General features: G+C 45.3%; 18 protein-coding genes. 13 read left to right on the plus strand and 5 right to left on the minus strand.

Features of this window, described 5'->3' with window-relative positions; translation table 11 throughout:
• Nucleotides 1-10: 10 nt before the first annotated feature.
• From nuoK to xerD, 7 genes are all read left to right on the plus strand, one after another.
• The gene (gene nuoK / locus RBH92_RS02305; RefSeq protein ID WP_013966893.1) at nucleotides 11-316 is read left to right on the plus strand and encodes an NADH-quinone oxidoreductase subunit NuoK; all 306 of its coding nucleotides are present in this window, start codon (nucleotides 11-13) and stop codon (nucleotides 314-316) included.
• A gap of 49 nt (nucleotides 317-365) precedes the next feature.
• The gene (gene nuoL / locus RBH92_RS02310; protein ID WP_307933088.1) at nucleotides 366-2,306 is read left to right on the plus strand and encodes an NADH-quinone oxidoreductase subunit L; all 1,941 of its coding nucleotides are present in this window, start codon (nucleotides 366-368) and stop codon (nucleotides 2,304-2,306) included.
• A 94-nt stretch (nucleotides 2,307-2,400) separates the two neighbouring features.
• Complete coding sequence (locus RBH92_RS02315) at nucleotides 2,401-3,885, plus strand: NADH-quinone oxidoreductase subunit M (RefSeq protein WP_307933089.1); 1,485 nt, start codon at nucleotides 2,401-2,403, stop codon at nucleotides 3,883-3,885.
• Nucleotides 3,886-3,927: 42 nt separating this feature from the next.
• Complete coding sequence (gene nuoN / locus RBH92_RS02320) at nucleotides 3,928-5,373, plus strand: NADH-quinone oxidoreductase subunit NuoN (RefSeq protein WP_307933090.1); 1,446 nt, start codon at nucleotides 3,928-3,930, stop codon at nucleotides 5,371-5,373.
• A gap of 406 nt (nucleotides 5,374-5,779) precedes the next feature.
• Nucleotides 5,780-7,690, plus strand: a complete 1,911-nt coding sequence (gene htpG / locus RBH92_RS02325) for a molecular chaperone HtpG (RefSeq protein ID WP_307933091.1) — start codon at nucleotides 5,780-5,782, stop codon at nucleotides 7,688-7,690.
• A 152-nt stretch (nucleotides 7,691-7,842) separates the two neighbouring features.
• A complete protein-coding gene (locus RBH92_RS02330) occupies nucleotides 7,843-8,349 on the plus strand; it encodes a methylated-DNA--[protein]-cysteine S-methyltransferase (RefSeq protein WP_307933092.1) in 507 nt (168 codons plus the stop codon).
• Nucleotides 8,336-9,253: a site-specific tyrosine recombinase XerD gene (gene xerD / locus RBH92_RS02335; RefSeq protein ID WP_307933093.1), complete on the plus strand. Its 918-nt coding sequence runs from the start codon at nucleotides 8,336-8,338 to the stop codon at nucleotides 9,251-9,253. The genes RBH92_RS02330 and xerD overlap by 14 nt, the downstream gene beginning before the upstream one ends.
• A gap of 6 nt (nucleotides 9,254-9,259) precedes the next feature.
• On the opposite strand, the gene RBH92_RS02340 is transcribed toward xerD, so the two are convergent.
• Nucleotides 9,260-9,733: a disulfide bond formation protein B gene (locus RBH92_RS02340; RefSeq protein ID WP_307933094.1), complete on the minus strand. Its 474-nt coding sequence runs from the start codon at nucleotides 9,731-9,733 to the stop codon at nucleotides 9,260-9,262.
• Between the two features lie 150 nt (nucleotides 9,734-9,883).
• On the opposite strand from RBH92_RS02340, the gene RBH92_RS02345 reads away from it, so the two are divergent.
• Nucleotides 9,884-10,234: a hypothetical protein gene (locus RBH92_RS02345; protein ID WP_307933095.1), complete on the plus strand. Its 351-nt coding sequence runs from the start codon at nucleotides 9,884-9,886 to the stop codon at nucleotides 10,232-10,234.
• Between the two features lie 69 nt (nucleotides 10,235-10,303).
• Here RBH92_RS02345 and RBH92_RS02350 read toward each other — a convergent pair whose 3' ends face one another.
• Nucleotides 10,304-10,678, minus strand: coding sequence for a DUF423 domain-containing protein (locus RBH92_RS02350; RefSeq protein WP_307933096.1), 375 nt, complete (start codon nucleotides 10,676-10,678; stop codon nucleotides 10,304-10,306).
• Nucleotides 10,679-10,732: 54 nt separating this feature from the next.
• Nucleotides 10,733-12,079 (minus strand): exodeoxyribonuclease VII large subunit, encoded by a 1,347-nt coding sequence (gene xseA / locus RBH92_RS02355; RefSeq protein WP_307933097.1) that lies wholly within the window; start codon nucleotides 12,077-12,079, stop codon nucleotides 10,733-10,735.
• A gap of 350 nt (nucleotides 12,080-12,429) precedes the next feature.
• On the opposite strand from xseA, the gene RBH92_RS02360 reads away from it, so the two are divergent.
• The 5 genes from RBH92_RS02360 (at nucleotide 12,430) to RBH92_RS02380 (ending at nucleotide 17,988) form a co-directional block, all read left to right on the plus strand.
• Nucleotides 12,430-13,038 carry a MotA/TolQ/ExbB proton channel family protein gene (locus tag RBH92_RS02360; protein WP_307933098.1) on the plus strand — a complete coding sequence of 203 codons (609 nt, stop codon included), beginning with the start codon at nucleotides 12,430-12,432 and terminating at the stop codon, nucleotides 13,036-13,038.
• 99 nt (nucleotides 13,039-13,137) lie between these two features.
• Nucleotides 13,138-14,154 (plus strand): NAD-dependent epimerase/dehydratase family protein, encoded by a 1,017-nt coding sequence (locus RBH92_RS02365; protein WP_307933099.1) that lies wholly within the window; start codon nucleotides 13,138-13,140, stop codon nucleotides 14,152-14,154.
• Nucleotides 14,155-14,321: 167 nt separating this feature from the next.
• Nucleotides 14,322-15,146 carry an MlaA family lipoprotein gene (locus RBH92_RS02370; protein WP_307933100.1) on the plus strand — a complete coding sequence of 275 codons (825 nt, stop codon included), beginning with the start codon at nucleotides 14,322-14,324 and terminating at the stop codon, nucleotides 15,144-15,146.
• 203 nt (nucleotides 15,147-15,349) lie between these two features.
• The gene (gene shc, locus RBH92_RS02375; RefSeq protein WP_374049946.1) at nucleotides 15,350-17,287 is read left to right on the plus strand and encodes a squalene--hopene cyclase; all 1,938 of its coding nucleotides are present in this window, start codon (nucleotides 15,350-15,352) and stop codon (nucleotides 17,285-17,287) included.
• Nucleotides 17,278-17,988, plus strand: a complete 711-nt coding sequence (locus RBH92_RS02380) for a phosphorylase family protein (protein ID WP_307933102.1) — start codon at nucleotides 17,278-17,280, stop codon at nucleotides 17,986-17,988. The genes shc and RBH92_RS02380 overlap by 10 nt, the downstream gene beginning before the upstream one ends.
• Nucleotides 17,989-17,994: 6 nt before the next feature.
• Here the strand turns inward: RBH92_RS02380 and RBH92_RS02385 are convergent, their stop codons facing one another.
• Entirely contained in the window at nucleotides 17,995-19,776 is a 1,782-nt protein-coding gene (locus RBH92_RS02385; protein WP_307933103.1) for an ABC transporter transmembrane domain-containing protein, read from the minus strand.
• An 89-nt stretch (nucleotides 19,777-19,865) separates the two neighbouring features.
• On the minus strand, nucleotides 19,866-20,972 hold the full coding sequence (locus RBH92_RS02390; RefSeq protein ID WP_307933104.1) for a glycosyltransferase family 2 protein: 1,107 nt from the start codon (nucleotides 20,970-20,972) through the stop codon (nucleotides 19,866-19,868).
• Between the last annotated feature and the right edge of the window lie 40 nt (nucleotides 20,973-21,012).

The following is a 21,012-nucleotide window of genomic DNA, read 5'->3' on the forward strand; positions in this document are numbered from 1 at the left end:
GGACTTTGACTTGGTTTCGTTATCTCATTATTTGGTACTTGGTGCAATTTTATTTGCGATCGGCTTGGTTGGGATATTTCTCAACCGGAAAAATGTGATTATTCTATTAATGTCAATTGAATTGATGTTACTGGCAGTCAATATGAATTTTGTGGCCTTTTCCCATTATCTGCAGGATATCTCGGGACAAATTTTTGTGTTTTTTATTTTGACTGTTGCTGCAGCGGAATCAGCGATAGGTTTAGCTATATTGGTCGTGCTTTTTCGCAATATGCGCACAATTAATGTTGACGATCTCGATAAACTGAAGGGCTAGTTTTATCTTTAAAAAGCCTATTTATTAAAAGAATTAATAATTACTTGCGATGCAAACACTCTACTTACTGGTGCCATTAGCTCCGCTATTAGGATCAATTATTGCTGGCTTATTTGGTCGATATATCGGACGTACTTGGAGCCATCGCGTTACGATCTCTTTAGTTTTTGTTTCTCTGATATCATCGATTTTTATTTTTCTAGATGTTTTAGATGGCAATAGCTACAACGGTAGCGTGTATACTTGGCTAGTATCCGGTGATACCCGATTCGAAATTGGTTTCTTAATTGATCAACTATCAGCAACAATGATGATTGTTGTTAGCCTAGTTTCTCTGATGGTTCATATTTATACCATCGGTTATATGCATGATGATCCCGGTTATCAGCGCTTCTTTAGTTATATTTCGTTGTTTACCTTCTCGATGATGATGTTGGTAATGTCGAACAATTTTCTACAATTGTTTTTTGGTTGGGAAGCTGTCGGACTTGTCTCGTATTTGTTGATCGGGTTTTGGTATACCCGGCCAACTGCCGTTTATGCTAATTTGAAAGCGTTTTTAGTGAACCGGGTAGGTGATTTTGGTTTCCTCCTCGGGATTGCACTAGTATTGATGTATTTTGGAACCCTTGATTACGCAACAGTTTTTGCGAAAGCGCCGGAATTAACCGAACAATCAATTGAAGTTATTCCGGGGTTCTCGTGGTTAGTTATAACAGTAATATGCATTCTGTTATTTGTTGGAGCGATGGGGAAATCGGCGCAATTCCCATTGCACGTGTGGTTACCCGACTCAATGGAGGGGCCAACCCCGATTTCTGCATTAATCCACGCAGCAACTATGGTGACAGCAGGCATTTTCATGGTTGCGCGAATGTCTCCATTGTTTGAATTATCAGAGACTGCTTTGTCAACAATCTTGGTGATTGGCGGCATCACCACATTGTTTATGGCGCTTGTTGCTGTCGTTCAAACCGATATTAAGCGGGTGGTGGCGTATTCAACACTTTCACAATTGGGTTATATGACAGTTGCGCTAGGCGCATCAGCTTACTCTGCTGCAATTTTTCATTTGATGACTCATGCGTTTTTTAAAGCAGTGTTATTCCTTGGTGCGGGTTCTGTCATCATTGCGATGCATCATGAACAGAATATGCAAAATATGGGCGGGCTAAAAAAATATATGCCTATTACCTATTGGACAATGTTCATAGCAGCATTGGCTAGTGCTGGTGTGCCTGGGTTTTCAGGATTTTTCTCTAAAGACGTGATTATCGAAGCTGTTCACTTTGCCAATATACCCGGCGTCGGTTTTGCCTATTTTTGTGTGCTTACCACTGTATTTGTAACTGCTTTGTATACTTTTCGACTTATATTTATGACATTCCACGGTCAACCTCGAATGGATAAACATACGAGAGATCATTTACACGAATCTCCATGGGTTGTAACCTTACCCCTAATAATTTTGGCGATTCCTACAATAGGCGCTGGATGGTTCATTGGCCCGGTAGTTTTTGGTGATTATTTTAATAATGTGATTCATGTTTCATCGGAGCATGAGGCGATTGTGAAATTAGGTGCGGAATTCACGGGAATTGGTGGCATGATTTTACATGCTTTCTCAACGGCGCCGTTTTGGCTGTCAGTAGCCGGTATTTTGACAGCCTGGTATTTATATAGTTATAGAGTTGATCTTCCAGCAAAAATTAAAAGCAGTTGCGCTCCAATCTTTACACTGCTGGATCGAAAATATTATATAGATGAGCTTTACTCATGGTTATTCGCTGGAGGCACTCGGTCTTTAGGGACAATTCTTTGGAAGTTCGGTGATGTCAAAGTAATCGACGGTTTTTTTGTTAATGGAACAGCGAAAGTAGTGTCTCTGACCGCTGCACTTGTGCGACGTTATCAAACCGGTTATATCTATCATTATGCATTTACAATGATTGTTGGAATATTTGTCATTTTGACATTTTGGCTTTACTAACTCTGCAATTTCATAATGTCAAAGCAGGCATCAATGATGGGATTTAGCACCGATCGAAAAATCATAAGATTTTAATAAATAAAACGGAATAAGAATGTCGTTTGAATTCCCACTACTCAGTTTAATTATTTGGCTGCCAATTATTTTTGGTATCGCAGTATTTGCGACCGGTAATGATAGTAATGTCCAGATTGCCCGTTGGATTTCTCTGGTTGGATCGATACTAGGTTTTTTAGTGGCAATCCCACTTTATAGCGGCTTTGACATTGCAACCAGTTCGATGCAATTTGAAGAAAAATATGTCTGGTTTGAGCGTTTTAATGTTTATTATCATGTGGGTGTTGATGGAATCTCAATGCCGTTGATTTTACTAAATTGTTTTATAACACCCATAGTCGTTGTGGCGGGTTGGGAAGTCATTAAACAGCGCGTATCCCAATATATGGGGGCATTTCTCGTCATGTCTGGAATTGTAAACGGAGTTTTTTCTTCTCTGGATGCAATTTTGTTTTATGTATTTTGGGAAGCCTCGTTGATACCGATGTTTCTGATCATCGGTATTTGGGGAGGCCCAAATAGAGTTTACGCTGCGATCAAGTTTTTTCTGTACACTTTGTTGGGTTCCTTATTAATGCTCATCGCATTTATTTATTTATATGGGATGTCTGAAGGAAGTTTTTCAATTGAAGACTATCATAAGCTGTCGATACCATTAACAGCGCAAATATTCATATTTATCGCATTTCTGTTGGCATTTGCAGTTAAGGTTCCGATGTGGCCTGTGCATACCTGGCTGCCAGATGCGCACGTTGAAGCGCCTACTGGTGGTTCAGTCGTTCTGGCTGCAATTTTGCTTAAATTGGGCGGTTATGGTTTTTTAAGATTTTCTTTACCAATTGCACCGGATGCCAGTGTTTATTTAGCTGATATGATGATCGTCTTGTCATTAATTGCTGTGGTTTACATTGGTTTAATAGCTTTGATGCAAACTGACATGAAAAAACTGATAGCTTATTCATCAGTTGCGCATATGGGGTTTGTCACTTTAGGTTTCTTCTTATTCAACTCCTATGGCATCGAAGGTGCCATGGTGCAGATGATCTCGCATGGATTTATTTCCGGTGCGATGTTCCTTTGTGTAGGTGTATTATATGATCGATTGCATTCGCGCCAAATTGCGGATTATGGCGGAGTTGTTAATAAGATGCCTGCTTTCGCAGCTTTTTTTATGTTGTTCGCGATGGCAAATGCCGGGCTTCCAGGAACAAGCGGGTTCGTCGGTGAGTTTATGGTTATCATGAGCGCGATTCAGATTAATTTCTGGTATGCATTCTTGGCTGCTACAACTCTGATTTTTGGCGCAGCTTATACATTATGGATGTATAAGCGGGTGATATTTGGCGCCGTGGCTAATTCAGCGGTGGAAGGATTGCAAGATATTTCAAAACGCGAGTTTATGATATTGGCAACTTTAGCCATTTTTGTGCTATGGATCGGCGTCTATCCATTCCCACTCGTTGAAGTCATGCATACTACGATTGATCACTTATTAATACACGTCAGCACCAGTAAACTGTAATAGTGATCTCAAAGGATATCTAGCAATAAGGATTTAGAGTTAATGAATTTCATACCACCTGATTTCGCACCGGCTTCCTCAGAGATCTTTATGCTCATTATGGTGTGTGTAGTAATGTTGGCTGATTTAACTGCTGGCGATAACCGACGCCATGTGGCTTATCTGTTGACACAAATTACATTGTTCGGATGCGCATTGCTGACTTTTATATCTTTCTCCACAGAAATGAACCATACGTTCTCTGGTATGTATGTGGATGATGCAATGGCGGATATTCTTAAGTTAATGGTGTATGGAACGGTATCGGCAGTATTGATATATTCGCATTCCTATATCAGCGATCGAGGCATGTTGCGTGGAGAGTTCTTTAGTTTGATCCTTTTTGCGACATTGGGCATGATGGTTATGATATCTGCCAGTCATTTTCTCACGCTCTATATAGGATTGGAATTATTGTCGCTTTCCCTGTATGCATTGGTTGCGCTTCGGCGCGAGTCACAGATTGCTACGGAAGCGGCGATGAAGTTCTTTGTATTGGGTGCTCTGGCATCAGGATTTTTGCTGTATGGCATGTCGCTGGTATACGGCGCAACGGGAACATTGCATGTTTCACAGCTTACTCAAATTATTCAAAGCGAAGCAAGTAGTAGAGAAGTCTTAGTAGTTGGTTTGGTATTCATTGTCGCTGGCATTAGTTTCAAATTAAGCGCGGCGCCTTTCCATATGTGGGCGCCGGATGTATATCAAGGCTCTCCTACCGCAGTCACGTTATTTATTGGCTCTGCACCTAAATTGGCTGCATTTGGATTTGTGATGCGATTGCTGGTTGAAGGCATGGGGGAAATGGTAGCGGATTGGCAAGGCATGCTGGTGATATTGGCGGTTTTATCAATGGCAGTTGGAAATATTGCAGCGATAGCCCAAGCAAATATCAAACGGATGCTCGCGTATTCAACTATTTCTCACATGGGTTTTTTGCTGTTGGGTTTTATTAGTGCGGACTCAAATGGTTATAGCTCTGCCCTTTTTTATGTGATTGCTTATGTATTGATGACGCTAGGTACTTTTGCGATGATCATGGTGTTGTGCAGAAGTGGGTTCGAGGCTGAGGATATCAATGATTTTAAAGGATTGAGCAAAAGAAATGCATGGTATGCATTTATAACACTATTATTGATGCTTTCTTTGGCTGGAATTCCACCGATGATTGGTTTTTATGCGAAATTTGCTGTGCTGCAAGCTGTAGTAAATGCTGGTTTTGTGTGGTTAGCGGTTGTAGCCGTTCTATTTTCTTTAATTGGCGCATTTTATTACTTGCGTATCATTAAATTGATGTACTTTGATGAACCAGAGACTGATGAGCCGTTAATGCCCAATAGTGATGTAAAAATCCTATTAAGTGCAAATGGCTTAGCTGTTCTGGCTCTTGGTTTATTTCCTCAGGCACTGATGGGATTAAGTCTTTACGCAATTCAAAATTCAATGTGATTGAAAACGGATAGCTAAAGCGTTGTTAATTCGCCGGGCGAGATGCAATGCAAGACTGCTAAGGCATCAAGAAGCTCCAAATATCAATACAATAAGTGGATTTCTAAGTGCCATCCAATGTGGCAAGCCGCTTGCCCAGTCAATTTATCGGTATTTTCCTTAAAAAAATAGCTATCTTGAGCGCGTGTTACCTTCCTCGACTGCTGTATACCTATTTTTAGTTTCTTAAGCTCGTTTCAATTGCTATTGACGTATTTCTGCTGATATAAGTGTGGACTCTAAGATTTTATATCTTAGATTTTGAGTGATTTTTTCTCGATAACGGCAATATTGGTTAATTGATAACTTGAAATTGCTACTATGATCCCCATTTTGTTCGAAAACATTTATTTCATGGAGGCGTATTGTGCAGGTTGAAACATCCAAAGAACAATTAAATTTTCAGGCAGAAGCAAAACAGCTATTAAAGCTGATGATACATTCCTTATATAGCAATAAGGAAATTTTTCTGCGGGAATTGATTTCAAATGCGTCCGACGCGGCGGACAAATTGCGTTTTGAAGGATTGACCGATCTAGCACTCTACGAATCTGACTCCGATCTTAAAATTCGTGTGAGTTATGATAGTAGCGAGCGAACGATTACTATTTCGGACAACGGAATTGGTATGTCTCGCCAAGAAGTTATTGATCATATCGGTACGATCGCAAAATCGGGAACGCGTGAATTTTTCAATTCATTAACCGGAGATCAAGTCAAGGATGCGCATTTAATTGGGCAATTCGGCGTCGGATTTTATTCGGCTTTTATCATCGCTGATAAAGTTACTTTAATTACCAGAAGGGCCGGACTAACTTCCGAGCATGGCGTGCGTTGGGAATCGAGCGGTGAAGGTGATTATACGCTTGAAACAATTGAAAAACCTGGACGCGGTACGGACATTACTTTGCATTTACGCAAAGATGAAGATGAGTTTCTCAATGGCATGCGTATTCGCAACATCATCCGCAAATATTCCGACCATATTACCTTACCAATCGTCATGAAGAAGGAAGAATGGTCGCCGGAAGAAAAACAGAACAAAATTGTTGATGAAGACGAAACCATTAATCAAGCTAATGCTTTATGGGCGAGGCCAAAGAACGAAATAACTGCGGAGCAATATGACGAGTTCTATAAGCATGTCGCTCATGATTTTGAACCACCACTTACCTATGTGCATGCACGTGTTGAAGGTAAACAGGAATACACACAGTTACTTTATATTCCGGCGCGTGCGCCATTTGATTTGTTTGATCGTGAACGCCGTCATGGTATTAAGCTCTATGTCCAAAGAGTACTTATCATGGATGATGCAGAGAAACTGTTGCCGAATTATTTGCGTTTTGTTCGTGGCGTGATTGATTCAAATAATCTACCATTGAATGTGTCGCGTGAGATCCTGCAAGAATCCAAAGATATCGATTCAATCAGAGCCGGTGTTGTGAAGAAAGTGCTGGGGTTGATTGATGAGCTATCGAAGAATGAAGAAGAACAAGGAAAAGAGAAGTACAGAACGTTTTATCGTGAATTTGGGCAAGTGCTCAAAGAAGGCATTGGTGAAGATTATGCGAATCGCGATCGAATTGCCAGATTGCTACGCTTTGTTACAACACTTAGTGAAAACGATGAACCAGCAGTTTCGCTAGAAACATATATTCAGCGAATGAAAGAAGGTCAGGAAAAAATCTACTATGTGACTGCCGATAGCCTAAAAGCGGCCAAAAACAGCCCCCATCTCGAAGTTTTCCGTAAAAAAGGAATCGAAGTGCTACTGTTGTCTGATCGAGTGGATGAGTGGCTGGTTAGCAATTTAACGGAATTTGAAGGAAAACCGTTGCAATCAGTCGCTAAAGGTGGCCTGGACTTGGGCGCATTGGAAGATGCTGTTGAAAAAGAGGAACAGGCGAAAGAAGCTAGCGCATTCCAGGAACTGGCCGACAAAATGAAAGAAACTCTCAGCGAACAAGTAAAAGACGTACGCGTTACGTTCCGCCTGACAGAATCTCCAGCCTGTTTGGTTGCAGATACCTACGATATGGGAGGTAATTTAGAAAGATTATTGAAATCAGCCGGGCAGAAAGTACAGCATACCAAACCAATTTTGGAAATTAATCCGCAACATCCGATGGTGCAGAAATTAAAAACCGAAGTGGACAATTTCCAGGATTGGTGTCATTTATTATTCGATCAAGCCTTGTTGGCGGAAGGAGGTCAGCTCGAAGATCCGGTTGCGTTTGTTAAAAGACTTAACGAGTTATTATTGTCGAAATCGTGAATCTCGATCTTTAGTCAATGTCACTTTCAGTGAAGATCATTGGCTGGGGGATCAAGAGCCGGAACTGAAACTTCTATTGATTCTGAATGTCCATTTTGAAGGATAAAGACTGATATTTTTTCTTTATTTTCGATAATTAATATAGGCAGACAGTGACCAAGCAAAAGAAGAATCAGGAAGCGAAGCCTTTAACGAGAATTTATCAGGCCAAGATAGCTACTCCATTCGCTATTTTAGGTATCAGAACAGATGAAGACTGGTTGACTGACATTGATTATTTACCGCTCGATACGCCAACATTACCTCCGCAAACCTTACTGGCGAAGGAAGTGTGCAGGCAGTTAACAGCATATTTGACGGAACCCGATTACAAATTTGACTTAAGTTTGCATATTGGCGGTACGGCACATCAACAACGCGTTTGGAAAGCCATTATGGCTATTCCAAGCGGACAAACAAGCAGTTATGCAGAGATAGCGGCGCAACTACATTCAGCACCAAGAGCAGTGGGACGGGCCTGCGGCGCTAATAGGATTCCTATCGTCATACCTTGTCACCGAGTAATATCCAAAAATGGTGGATTGGGAGGTTTTATGAATGCAAGTGATGGCAATCCGCTCGAGATCAAACGCTGGTTATTATCCCATGAGAGCGCCTGAATCTAATACTAATGCCAGTTTACTGGATGAGTTCTCGGATGCGCTGTGGCTGGAAGATGGCTTGTCCCGAAATACACTCGATAGCTACCGGAATGATTTGCAGCTTTTCGGAGAATGGTTAGGAAAGCGTAATCAAGGCAATGGCATACTAACGGAAGCGACACATTCTGATCTGCTTGAGTTTCTTGCATCAAGAGTCACTGCAAAAATGAAAGCCAGTACAACAAGTCGAGAATTGTCGAGTTTAAAGCGTTTTTATCGTTTTTTGCTGCGCCAAGGAAAAATCTCCAGCGATCCTAGTTTAAACATCGAAACCCCTAAGCTGCAACGCCATTTACCAGATAGTCTTTCAGAAAATGAGGTGGAATTGCTGTTGAGCGCTCCGGATCTCGGATTGCCATTAGGTTTACGTGACCGTGCAATGCTGGAGGTTTTGTATGCGAGCGGGTTACGCGTATCGGAATTGATTAATCTCAGGTACTCGCAAGTTAGCATGGACATGGGCGTTTTGCGGGTTATGGGTAAAGGCAGAAAGGAACGGCTGGCGCCTTTAGGAGAAGAAGCGCTCGAGTGGCTCAATCGTTATACGAGAGAAGCTAGAACAGTGTTGTTGAATGGCATTGTGACTGATACGATATTTGTCACTACCCGTGGCGCAGCGATGACACGGCAAGCATTCTGGTACCTCATTAAACGTTATGCTCAGCAAGTTGGTATTACCAAGCAGCTTTCCCCGCACACATTACGTCATGCGTTCGCTACTCATCTGCTGAATCATGGAGCGGATTTACGGGTTGTGCAGTTATTGTTGGGGCATGCAGACATTTCAACCACGCAGATTTACACGCATATTGCACGAGAACGGCTAAAACAATTGCACGCAAGCCACCATCCACGTGGCTAAAATAAGCTATTTCTTGGCGAAGCATGCATAAAGTGCAGAGAGTGCAAGAATTGCAAAAGCTACAAGCGACCAATCAGGTATAGTCAACGATAGAAATTCCCAATCAACATTTGCACAATCTCCATTGGCTTCAAACATGCCAGGCCACCATTCAGCAATAGGCAAAGAATTCAAAAAAGCTTCTTCCGCACTGATACCGCATTCAAAAGCCTCCGGATAACGTATCAGCCACGCGTGGCGTGCGGCGATGACTGCTCCCGTTAGTGCAAATGCAACCATCAAAAAACCGTAAATGCGGCGCCCGATTCCTTGGGGGTTATGAAGAAATGCCAGTAGTGCAGTTAATCCCAATAACCAATAAGCCAAGCGTTGCGCCACACACAATGGACAGGGCAGCAATTTTTCCACATGCTGTAAGTATTGCGCATAACCGAGAAGGCAGATACAACAAAGCAGAATAAATAAAAATAGTAATCTCATTTTAGAATTTTACAGTCAAACTTCTCGCAGCTTATCCATTAAGCGTTTGTGGATTTTACAAAGTTTGCTATTATGAAATAGCTCAGCTCGTCAAATGTCCATAGTAGCACTGGAGCGTGCTTATTATTTATCAAATCGAGGAGACTTGTCATGAAAACAAAGCTATTGATTGCAATACTGGTTACTTTTGCTTTATCCATTTCAAACGTATCGTTTGCAGAATTAGGGAAAATGGATAAAGCTGAAGCTCAAGCTAAAACCAAGTTTGATCATATCGGATTAGCTGAAATGTATGAAAAAGAAGCTCAAGAAATGAATGCAAAAGCGGAGAAACAAAAAGAATTACTAAAAGAGTATAGCGATCATAGTGAATACTATGGCCGGAGTGGTCAAGATTTTCATTCGCATCATGAAGCGTTATTACGAGAATATGAAAAAGCGGTAGAGCGTAATAAGGAAATGGCGGCTGCTCACCGGAAAATGGCGGAGAAAACCAAATAACCAGATAGCACCTCGCCCAAAAGGGCGAGGTATTGGATCCCAAAAAGATTAAACAGGTGTGGCGCCCGGCTATTTATTTTTCCAAATCGCGTACGCAAGTAATGCCCAAGCGGTAAGGAATGAAACCCCACCGAACGGTGTAATCATACCAAGCGCGCGCGTACCTGTGAGGCTCAACGCATAAAGGCTGAAGCTGAATAGAACGATCCCGATCATCATCAACCAGGCGGCTATCCGGATAAAGCGCGAATTCGGGAAATGCAGTAAAAGCAAGCCGCTAACAAGTATGCCGAAGGCATGATAGAAATGGTACTGTACGCCGGTGTGGTAAACCGCCAGCATGTCCGCCTGGAGGAAATTTCTCAAGCCGTGGGCGCCAAAAGCACCCAGTGCTATGCAGAAGAAAATATTTAGCGCACCTAGAATCAGAAAAGTTTTAGGCATTGAAATCTCATTATTTTTGACAAAAAGAAAATTGGATTGTCCTGTCTATGCCGGCTAAGAATTCTTGATGCTGGAAACATCCGCTTCGCACATGCCGTGCGCGAATTTTACCTGAATTTTTTCGCCGCATTGAATTTGTTTACTGTCCCGGATGATCGCGCCTGTCTTTGAGAATGAAATGCTATACCCACGCTCTAGGACCGATTGCGGATTTAACTGTAATAATTGCGCTTGAATATGCGTTAACCTGACCGAACGTGATTCGAAATAGAAGGAAAAAGCTCTGCAGAAGCGCGCCGCTAATACTTGATGTTGCTGCTCCAATTGGACGAGACGAGCAATTGTGTTAACTAGCCGTTGGTTGAATCCAAGTAATACCCACTGTTTTTTTTCCATGGAATGTGCGCAGATCTTATTGAGCCGGTCCTGCAAGTATTGCAATTGAAAAAATTGTTGTTGAATCCGGTGACCGGGGTAAATCAAACGGTGCGACATCATATCTACGCGCTGCATGGCTCGTTCGAGGCTATGTAAAGTCATGCGGAACATGCGTTGGCGGATCGTACACAGATGGCGATCTAATTCGCCCCGGTCTTTGCTGACTAACTCGGCGGCAGCCGTTGGCGTCGGTGCGCGAATATCCGCAACAAAATCCGTAATTGTGAAGTCTGTTTCATGGCCGACGCCGCTGACAATGGGTATTGAGCTTGCTGCAATCGCCAGTGCGACGATTTCTTCATTAAACGCCCATAAGTCTTCAATATTTCCCCCGCCGCGGCACACGATCAATACATCGCATTCGTTGCGCAATACGGCAATTTTAACGGCATCGGCGATACTGGCGGCGGCGGCTTTTCCTTGCACCAATGACGGATAAATAATAACCGGCAATGAAGGCATGCGCCGGCGTAAGGTTGAAAGCACATCCCGCAACGCTGCAGTATCGAGTGACGTGATAATGCCGATTTGTTTTGGAAACGCCGGTAGCTTTTTTTTCCTTTCTGGGTTAAAAAAACCGGCTTGTTCCAGCTTGGCTTTAAGTTTCTCGAAAGCTTCGAATAATTCGCCTTGGCCGGCTTTCCGGATGGTTTCAACATTTAACTGATAATCCCCGCGGGGTTCGTATAACGTGACTAACGCCAGTACTTCCACTTGCATGCCATCCATGGGTTGCCAATCGAAATATCGATTCTTATGGCTGAACAGCACGCATCTCACCTGAGCTTCGGCGTCTTTCAGCGAAAAATACCAATGACCGGATTGGTAACATTTCAAATTGGAAATTTCACCTTTCACCCACAATAATGGAATATTCTGCTCCAGAAATTGCCGGGTACTGCTATTTAATTCGCTGACGGTCAAGACCTTGCGTGCAAGACCGGTAATCGGAAATAGATTCATATCAGAGCCGTGGGTCGATGTAGATTTTTATGATGACAGGGTACCGCTTAAATGACTGAAAATGATATAATTTTAAAATAACTTGTTGTTTGTTAATCAACAATAGGTAAGATCAAAAAATCATCAAGTTAAAAAAGACGTTTGGAATTGCTAACTTAATTCCTATTTTCGATACATACTCACAAATTTATTCACAGAATTTGTGGATAAAAAATCGGTTGCTTTTTAAGCCGATGATTCAGTATTAAGTTGCATCAATACTGGAAAGCGTACTTAGTTTTAGAATGCAAATTGGCTGAAATCCAGAGAAAAATGATACCCGGATCTACAGCGGGTGAGGAGACTATCTCGTGTTATCTTTAATTCAAGCAGCAGGCTGGCCGATTTGGCCGATCATCATTGCTTCCGTCGTTGCAATCGGGATTATCGGAGAACGTATGTGGACCTTGCGTTTAAATGTTATTTCACCTAAGGAACTGCTGCCAAAGGTGCTAAATGAATACAAGCGTAATGGTGTCAGTGCAGAGATGCTGACGAAGCTGCAAAAACATTCTCCGCTCGGGCAGATACTGGCGGCTGGGTTGAAGAATGTGAAAAGCTCCCGGGAGGTGATGAAGGAATCGATTGAGGAAGCAGGCCGGGTAATCGCGCATGAGCTCAATCGCTATCTGACGACACTGGGTACGATTGCTGCACTAAGTCCGTTGATGGGATTGTTTGGCACCTTGGTCGGTATGATTGAAATTTTCGGTTCCAGCTCACCGGCCGGCAGCAATCCGGCACAGCTGGCTTATGGGATTTCAGTGGCATTGTATAATGCCGCGTTCGGCATTCTCGTCGCAATTCCGAGTATGATTTTTTATCGCCATTTTCGAGCTAAGGTTGATGATTTTGTAATTGAAATGGAATTACAAGCATTAAAATTAGTGGAGATTGTACATGGCGAACGGGACAGCTGATTGTTGTCTACCCGTTCCATCAACGTTGATCTGTCCTTAAAATTAATCGGATTTTAAATGTTTCGCGCTGCAGTTCGCGGGCTGTAATAGGGGGATTTTATGAGCAACCGGCGTTCATTGGTGACTGGCGGCGGCGGTTTTATCGGATCGCATCTGGTAAGGCAATTACAGGAAAATGGCGATATCGTCAGAGTACTGGAACTACCGGATGTTCCTTTGCCGGCCAATGTGGAAGTTGTGCGCGGCACGATTTGTGATCCTCATGTGGTTCGTAAAGCGCTAAAAGGGGTTCAAAGGCTCTATCACTTGGCGGGCAACCCTAATTTATGGGCGCAGAAAAAAAGTGATTTTAACCGGGTTAATTTTGAAGGAACCCGGACTATTTTTGCTGAAGCGGCAAAGCATGATCTTGAAGTAATCGTGTATACTTCGACCGAATCGATAGTGACTGGAAATGCGCTTAGGAACGTACCGGCATTTTCCGCATTGGAGTGTCAATTAAACGAAATGCCGGGACCTTATTGCAAATCAAAATTACTGGCGGAATTGGAAGCGTTAAAAGCCGCTGAAAGTGGGCTGCCGGTTGTTATTGTTGCGCCGACATTGCCGGTTGGCCCGGGAGACAGGTCCATTACCCCGCCTACGCGCATGATACTGGATTTTTTGAATGTCAAAACACCGGCCTATCTGGACTGCCGTTTCAACATGGCGGATGTTCGCGATATCGCTCAGGGGCATATATTGGCGGCTGCGCGTGGAAAACCGGGACAGCGCTATATTCTGGGTAATGAAAATATTACTTTAGGTCAATTATTGACATGGATTGAGGAAATTACCGGTTTGCTCATGCCCAAAAAACGCATTCCTTATGGGTTGGCATTAATAGCGGCGGTTGTCAGTGAGTTTGTTGCCGATTACATGACGCACAAGCCGCCAATGGCGCCGCTTGCCGGCGTAAGATTAGCGCGTTACCCGATGCATTTTGATTGCAGCAAGGCAGTTAATGATCTTGGTTTGCCACAAAATTCCGTACGTCAGGCAGTTGCTGACGAGATTGAGTGGTTACTCGATAGCGGTTTAGTAATGCGGCGTTTGCCTTTATTGAGAGAAATTTAAGATAAAGGGGTCTCTAAAAATTCAGAGTTTTGAACAAGACAAGGCGGTAATAAAAAATATTGACACAACATATAATTGATATGTAAGGAAATAGTTTTTGTTGGCAACGACGTATTGTGATGAAATATGAATTTTTCGAGATGTCCATAAGTTGATTTGTAAAGCCAATGGTTAGAATTATTGGAATCTTAAGAAAGACACGTGCAATAACGAATCATGGCCATTTGTTTCTTATTGTTTTGTGGATTTGTTTTGCAGTCTTGCAAGGGTGTGCTTCAACACCCAAGAATAGCGATCAAGAGCTTGACCCGGCCGATCCTCACGAAAAATTTAATCGCGCGTCCTATGACTTCACGGATAAAGTCGATCGCGCGGTGTTTGAACCTGTCGTAAATGCTTATATCGATTATGTGCCGGATGCGGCGCAGCGATCGATCGGTAATTTTTATGATAATTTGGCGTATCCCAATGTCGCTTTGAATTCGTTTCTTCAAGGCAAGGTAAAACAAGGGACAGAAGATACCTTACGTTTTTTTGTCAATTCGACAATCGGCATGTTCGGGTTGTTCGATATGGCGAGCCACATGGGTTTGCAAAAACACGATGAGGATTTTGGCCAAACGCTAGGAGTATGGGGCGTTAAACCGGGTTCCTATCTGTTTGTGCCGTTGATTGGACCGAGCAGTGAACGCGATGTCACCAATATTCCGATAGGGCTTGTGACCAATGTATTATTCTATGCGGGACTTGCGGTGGGTACTTATTTTGCAGCCCCTCTGACAATCCTCGGCGCAATCGACAAACGCGCAAGATTAGTAGGCCCGATGCGCATCCGGGATGAAGCGGCGCTGGATCCTTATTTGTTTGTGCGCGAAGCGTCGTTACAACAGCGCGAATTTCTGGTGCACGATGGCAAGCTGCCATTAGACCTTTACTACGAGCCTTTCCAGGATAATCCATTCGAGCCGGATGGGAAGAAGCAGAAACTATGAGCGGCCGGGGCAATTGCACTGAATCAATGAATCAGGCTGTGCGGCAGAAACCGTCATGAGAAAAAAAACAATATGGCCGTACAGAGTTGGTAACATGTATCCCGTTTTTTAAATGAATATGAAGGTGTTTAGAAATATATATGGACAGGCTTCTAAAAATCTCGAGCGTATCGGAGCAAATTGACTCTGCTGAAAAGGATCAAATGACGCGATTGCACATCACAACAAACCCGGATCAGCATGAAGTTAACACTGGTGAACTGGATTTGAAATTTAATCAGGCGCGCGATGCCATTTTGGCCTTGCAGAATCCTGACGGTCATTGGTGTTTTCCGCTGGAAGCGGATTGCACTATTCCGGCTGAATATATCCTGATGATGCACTTCATGGATGAGGTGGATGTCATTCTGGAAAATAAGATCGCCCGCTTTATTCGTGACAAGCAAGACATGAAACATGGGGGATGGCCGCTCTATTACGGCGGGGCCTTCGACATCAGTTGCACGATTAAATCGTATTATGCGTTGAAGCTGGTGGGGGATTCGCCGGATGCGCCGCACATGGCGCGCGCCCGGGAAGCGATTCTGGCGCACGGAGGAGCGGCTAAAGCCAATGTTTTTACACGTTTGCTGCTGGCGATGTACGATCAGATTCCGTGGCGGGGCGTGCCGGTCGTGCCTTCGGAGCTGGTGCTGTTGCCGAGCTGGTTTCCTTTCCATATCAGCAAAGTGTCATACTGGTCGCGTACCGTAATGATTCCTTTGTCAATTTTATGTACCTTGAAGGCGCGTGCTGCAAACCCGCGGAAAGTGGATATCCGTGAACTGTTCATTGTGCCGCCGGAAGAAGAAAAGAATTATTTTCCTAAAGCGGATACACCGCTGAAGCGCGGTTTTATGCTGGTCGAGAGGCTATTGTCCCGGTTCGAGCCGCAACTGCCGCAATCGATCCGGCAATATTCCATCCGTCGCGCGGAGAAATGGGTTCTGGAACGTCTTAACGGTGAATGCGGTATCGGCGCGATCTTTCCGGCGATGGTCAATGCCTACGAAGCGCTGGCGCTGCTGGGTTATCCGCCGGATCATCCGAATCGTGTGCAATGCCGCAATGCGCTGCTTGGATTGTTGGTTGATGAAGGGGAGCGTGTCTGGTGCCAACCCTGCACATCGCCGGTTTGGGATACCGTTTTGACCAGCCTGGCGTTGCAGGAAGACGCCACAACCGGTCAAGCACCTGTTTTGAAGGCACTGGATTGGCTGGTGGAACAACAAGTGCTGGATGAACCCGGCGACTGGCGCGATAAACGGCCCGATTTACCGGGCGGCGGCTGGGCTTTTCAATATGCCAATCCGCATTATCCCGATCTGGATGACACCGCGGCGGTCGCATGGGCCTTGGAACAAGGGGGCGAAGAGCGCCACCAGTATTCGCTGGATCGTGCAGCCAATTGGCTGGCGGGAATGCAGTCGCGGAACGGTGGGTTTGCCGCCTTCGATATTGATAATACCTATCATTATTTGAATGAAATACCTTTTGCCGATCATGGTGCATTGATCGACCCGCCAACCAGCGACGTGACCGCGCGTTGTGTCGGTTTGCTCGGAAAATACGGCAAGCATCAGCGGGAAGTGTGGCGCGGGATCAGCTTTTTGCTGCGCGAGCAGGAGAAAAACGGTTCCTGGTTCGGACGCTGGGGAACCAATTATATTTATGGCACTTGGTCAGTGCTGGAAGCATTCCGGCTGGCGCAGTTCGATATGCAGCATATTTCAGTGCGCCGTGCCGTCAAGTGGCTGGAATCAGTGCAGCGGGATGACGGCGGCTGGGGTGAAACCAATGATTCTTACCTGGATGCTCAGTGGGCCGGCCAGTTTCCCGAAACCAGCACAACTTTCCAGACTGCCTGGGCGGTGCTGGGATTAATGGCGGCGGATGAGGTCAACAGCGAAGCGGTGCGAAAAGGTATTCAGTATTTGTTGCGTAGTCAAAACGCCGATCATCTATGGGATGATCCTTGGTTTACCGCGCCGGGATTTCCACGCGTTTTCTATTTGCGCTACCACGGTTATTCAAAATTCTTCCCGCTATGGGCGCTGGCGCGTTATCGCGCACTGACTCGTACGATCGCCGCGTGCGAGTAACCGGTTTGGTGACCGCGCTGCGGTCTGAGGCCGCATGCGTGTCACCGGGGCGTGTTCCATTCAATCAACCCGCTTCGCTAAACGATCAGACGCTGTTGTGGCTCAGCGGCATGGGCGCGCAAGCAGCCCGGGCCGCGGCGCAAGGGTTGCGGCAGCACGGTGTTGCCGCATTGGTGAGTTTCGGCGTCGCCGGCGCCTTGAGCGATCAATTAAAACCCGGCGATTTGGTGCTGCCGGATGCCATCCATAGCGGTGAGCTACTGCCGGTCGATTGTGCGTGGCGCGACCGGCTGCAACGGCAACTGCCAGCATCTATCACAGTCTTTAATGGCCTTCTGGCCGATAGTCACGTACCTCTGACCGATGAGAAGGCAAAACGCGGACTCGCGCAAACCAGTGGCGCTCACGCGGTGGACATGGAAAGCGCGGCTGTCGCGCAAGTGGCGAAGGCAGCCAATATTCCGTTTATTGCCGTGCGCGCGATCATCGATCCGGTATATTTCTCGCCGCCGCAAGCGCTGCTTGCAGCCATCAATCCGGATGGCAGTGTCAAGCCGTTGCATTTAACCGCGCTGCTGCTAAAGCGTTCGGTCCGGCTGGGCACCTTATTGCAAATGGGAGCGGGCATGCGGGAAGCGCGCAAAACATTGTCGCAAGTCATCGAAATGGCTGGTACCGGCTTGGCGAGTCAGGGCAATTAGCGCGTGTTATTGCGCTTGTTGAAATTGTAACGCCGCCAAGCGTGCATAAAGTGCGCTGGATTGTAGTAATTCCGCATGTGTACCGAGCGCCTCGAGACGGCCATGATCGAGTACCGCGATACGGCCCGCGGATTGAACGGTCGCTAGACGATGTGCGATAACTAGCGTGGTGCGGCCGCGCATTAATTGCTGCAATGCTTGCTGTACCCAATACTCGCTTTGCGCGTCGAGCGCGCTGGTGGCTTCGTCGAGCAACAGCACCGGCGCATCGGCCAGAACCGCCCGGGCAATTGCCAATCGTTGCTTCTGGCCGCCTGATAATCCCGATCCTAAATCCCCCAGTGGCGTGTCATAGCCTTGAGGCAATTTGCATATGAATTCATGCGCATATGCAGCCTCAGCGGCGGTTTGTATCGCCGCATCGCTGGCATCGGGGCGGGCATAACGCAGATTGTCGCCGATCGTGCCGTGAAACAGCACCGGATTTTGCGATACCAATGCAAAACAGCGGCGCAGCTCAAATAATTCAAGATTGCGGATATCGATGCCTTCCAGCCTGATCGTGCCGGATTGGCTATCAAAAAATCGCAGCAACAAATCAAATAACGTCGATTTTCCGGCGCCGGACGGACCAACCAATGCCAGCGTTTCACCGGCGCGGATCGACAGCGTTAAGTCGTTGATGGCGAGTACCTCGGGACGCGCGGGATAAGCAAAACACAACCGGTCGATATCGATATTTCCGGAAACTTTGGGTAAGCGTTGCGGTTGTTGTGGCGATTGAATCAGATTCGGCGAGTTCAGTAATTCCATGGTGCGCTCGGCGGCACCGGCTGCTCGTTGCAATTCTCCGATCACTTCCGAGATGGATGCAACGGCGGAACCGACGATCACGCTGTAGAATACAAAGGCTGCTAATTCACCGGCGCTGATGCGGCCTTCGATGACATCCAGACCTCCCACCCACAGCATCAACCCGACGGCCCCCATCACCAGCAAAATGACGAGTGTGATTAACAATGCGCGTTGCAACGTGCGCTGTTTGGCAACGGCAAATGCGTCTTCAACCTGGCTATGAAATTGCTTTTGATCGATGGGTTGATGGTTGTAGGCTTGCACGGTTTTGATTTGCCCCAGCACTTCACCGACATAAGCGCCGACAGCAGCGATTTTATCCTGGCTTTGCCGCGATAACTGCCGTACCCGGCGGCCGTAGATCAGAATCGGCATCACTACCAGCGGCACGCAAATCATCACTAGCGCGGTCAGCTTGGCATTGGTGATGAACAGCCAGATAATGCCGCCGGTCATCATGATCAAATTACGCAGCGCAAACGAAACCGACGATCCGATCACGGTTTGCAGCAGCGTCATATCGGCAGTCAGACGCGACTGAATTTCAAGACTGCGGTTGGCTTCAAAAAATCCGGGATGCAAATGGATCAGATGATTGAACACCCGACTGCGGATATCGGCGATCACGCGCTCGCCTAACCAGGTGACCCAATAATAGCGGGTAAACGTGCCGACCGCCAAAGCAACGACTAATAATAAAAAAATCAGCACATAATGGCTTAACAACTCTTTCGATTGCGTTGCGAAGCCTTGATCGATTAACAACCGGATGCCTTGCCCGATCGATAAGGTAATCGCTGCGGTAAAAAGTAATGCCAGCAGGCTGTAGGCAACCTGGCGTTTATACGGCGCGATGAATTGCACGGCTTGTCGGGCGGCCTGCCAGCGCGCTGAGGTGTTATTGGGATAATCTGTGTTGGGCGAGTGGAGCACTGAAAAGTTTCTGAGAGAATACTGAATGTTGCGAATCGCGACTATTTTGGATCTCCTAACGCTCCCTGAGACCGAATACTCAGTCCTTACTAATTGTCAGATAAGCTCACTGGTGACGAAAGCATACTGAAGCGATAAAGATTTTGCTCGGCTTTCTTATTTGTTATACGAATAAAATAATCCCCTTTGAACATTAATCGCCATATATTGGGAGAAAAAACGGAGAATTCTTCCAAAGCACCTGCATATTGAAAATAGGCAGCAGGGATAAAAAGCGGGTGCGGTGAAACTTCTATGATGTAAGGACCATCTTCTGGCGCCAAGTAAAATTTGGGTGAGTGCGCTAGGCTTCCGAGATTGTCATAGTGATATATGGTTTTGGACTGAATCTGACGCTCTATCCAGCCTCTTAAGCCGCCCAAGACTTTATCGATCCGTGGAAAATTCAGTTTCATGAATAAGTCACGCGAAGAACCGGAATATACTGCTTTGCTGGGATTGTTTTCCCATTCGTGGATTGCTTCAATCGCTGGATTTAATCCAAGCTTCCAGCCTTTACGTAGCAATCGTATCGATAAATCTGTATCTTCGTAATACATGAAAAACTCGGGCCTGAAAAAATGATCGAGTGATAAAATTGCGTTGCGTCTGAAAAAAGCAGTGCTTCCTGAAAGCATTTCTTGATTGGAGAGCGAATCACCATATAACGTTGTTATCGAATCTGATTTGAATCGGTTTGAGAAATGCTTTCCCCACACCGGCAATCTAAAGCCGATGCTGATTAATAATTCCCAGAGGGGGGTTGGCATTTGCCCGGGCGGCAAGACAAAGGTTTTTGAATTATCCCAATATGTTTTTGGAGTGATTCCTCCGAAATCGGGATTTTGCTGCATACATTCGACTGCACCCTTAATAAAGCCAGGCAAGATGACGGCATCGGGATTAAGTAATAAAACAAAATCTCCCTGAGAATTTTTAAATGCTAAGTTACATGCGTTACCAAACCCCAAATTCTTTTCCGCGCGAATAAGCTTAACATTACCAGGCAGGATGGATGCCAGACCTGTATGCTCTGTCATGTCTTCACTGTTGTCGACTACAATGATTTCAGCGGTTGGATCATCGGCTAACACGCTTTTTACTGCGCGTGATATAAGTTGATGGGTAAAATAATTGACGAACAAGGCTGAAATCATTTTTCTTTAGATAAAGTTAATATTTGCTCATTGACCTAGA

The organism is Nitrosomonas sp. sh817 (genome assembly GCF_030908545.1).
Lineage (GTDB): Bacteria > Pseudomonadota > Gammaproteobacteria > Burkholderiales > Nitrosomonadaceae > Nitrosomonas.

What these genes read in the sequence shown, in the direction of transcription:
- nuoL (WP_307933088.1), top strand. Translation starts at nt 366, where the DNA reads ATGCAAACACTCTACTTACTGGTGCCATTAGCTCCGCTATTAGGATCA.
- RBH92_RS02315 (WP_307933089.1), top strand. Translation starts at nt 2,401, where the DNA reads ATGTCGTTTGAATTCCCACTACTCAGTTTAATTATTTGGCTGCCAATT.
- nuoN (WP_307933090.1), top strand. Translation starts at nt 3,928, where the DNA reads ATGAATTTCATACCACCTGATTTCGCACCGGCTTCCTCAGAGATCTTT.
- xerD (WP_307933093.1), top strand. Translation starts at nt 8,336, where the DNA reads ATGAGAGCGCCTGAATCTAATACTAATGCCAGTTTACTGGATGAGTTC.
- RBH92_RS02340 (WP_307933094.1), bottom strand. Translation starts at nt 9,733, where the DNA reads ATGAGATTACTATTTTTATTTATTCTGCTTTGTTGTATCTGCCTTCTC.
- RBH92_RS02345 (WP_307933095.1), top strand. Translation starts at nt 9,884, where the DNA reads ATGAAAACAAAGCTATTGATTGCAATACTGGTTACTTTTGCTTTATCC.
- RBH92_RS02350 (WP_307933096.1), bottom strand. Translation starts at nt 10,678, where the DNA reads ATGCCTAAAACTTTTCTGATTCTAGGTGCGCTAAATATTTTCTTCTGC.
- xseA (WP_307933097.1), bottom strand. Translation starts at nt 12,079, where the DNA reads ATGAATCTATTTCCGATTACCGGTCTTGCACGCAAGGTCTTGACCGTC.
- RBH92_RS02365 (WP_307933099.1), top strand. Translation starts at nt 13,138, where the DNA reads ATGAGCAACCGGCGTTCATTGGTGACTGGCGGCGGCGGTTTTATCGGA.
- RBH92_RS02370 (WP_307933100.1), top strand. Translation starts at nt 14,322, where the DNA reads ATGGTTAGAATTATTGGAATCTTAAGAAAGACACGTGCAATAACGAAT.
- shc (WP_374049946.1), top strand. Translation starts at nt 15,350, where the DNA reads ATGACGCGATTGCACATCACAACAAACCCGGATCAGCATGAAGTTAAC.
- RBH92_RS02390 (WP_307933104.1), bottom strand. Translation starts at nt 20,972, where the DNA reads ATGATTTCAGCCTTGTTCGTCAATTATTTTACCCATCAACTTATATCA.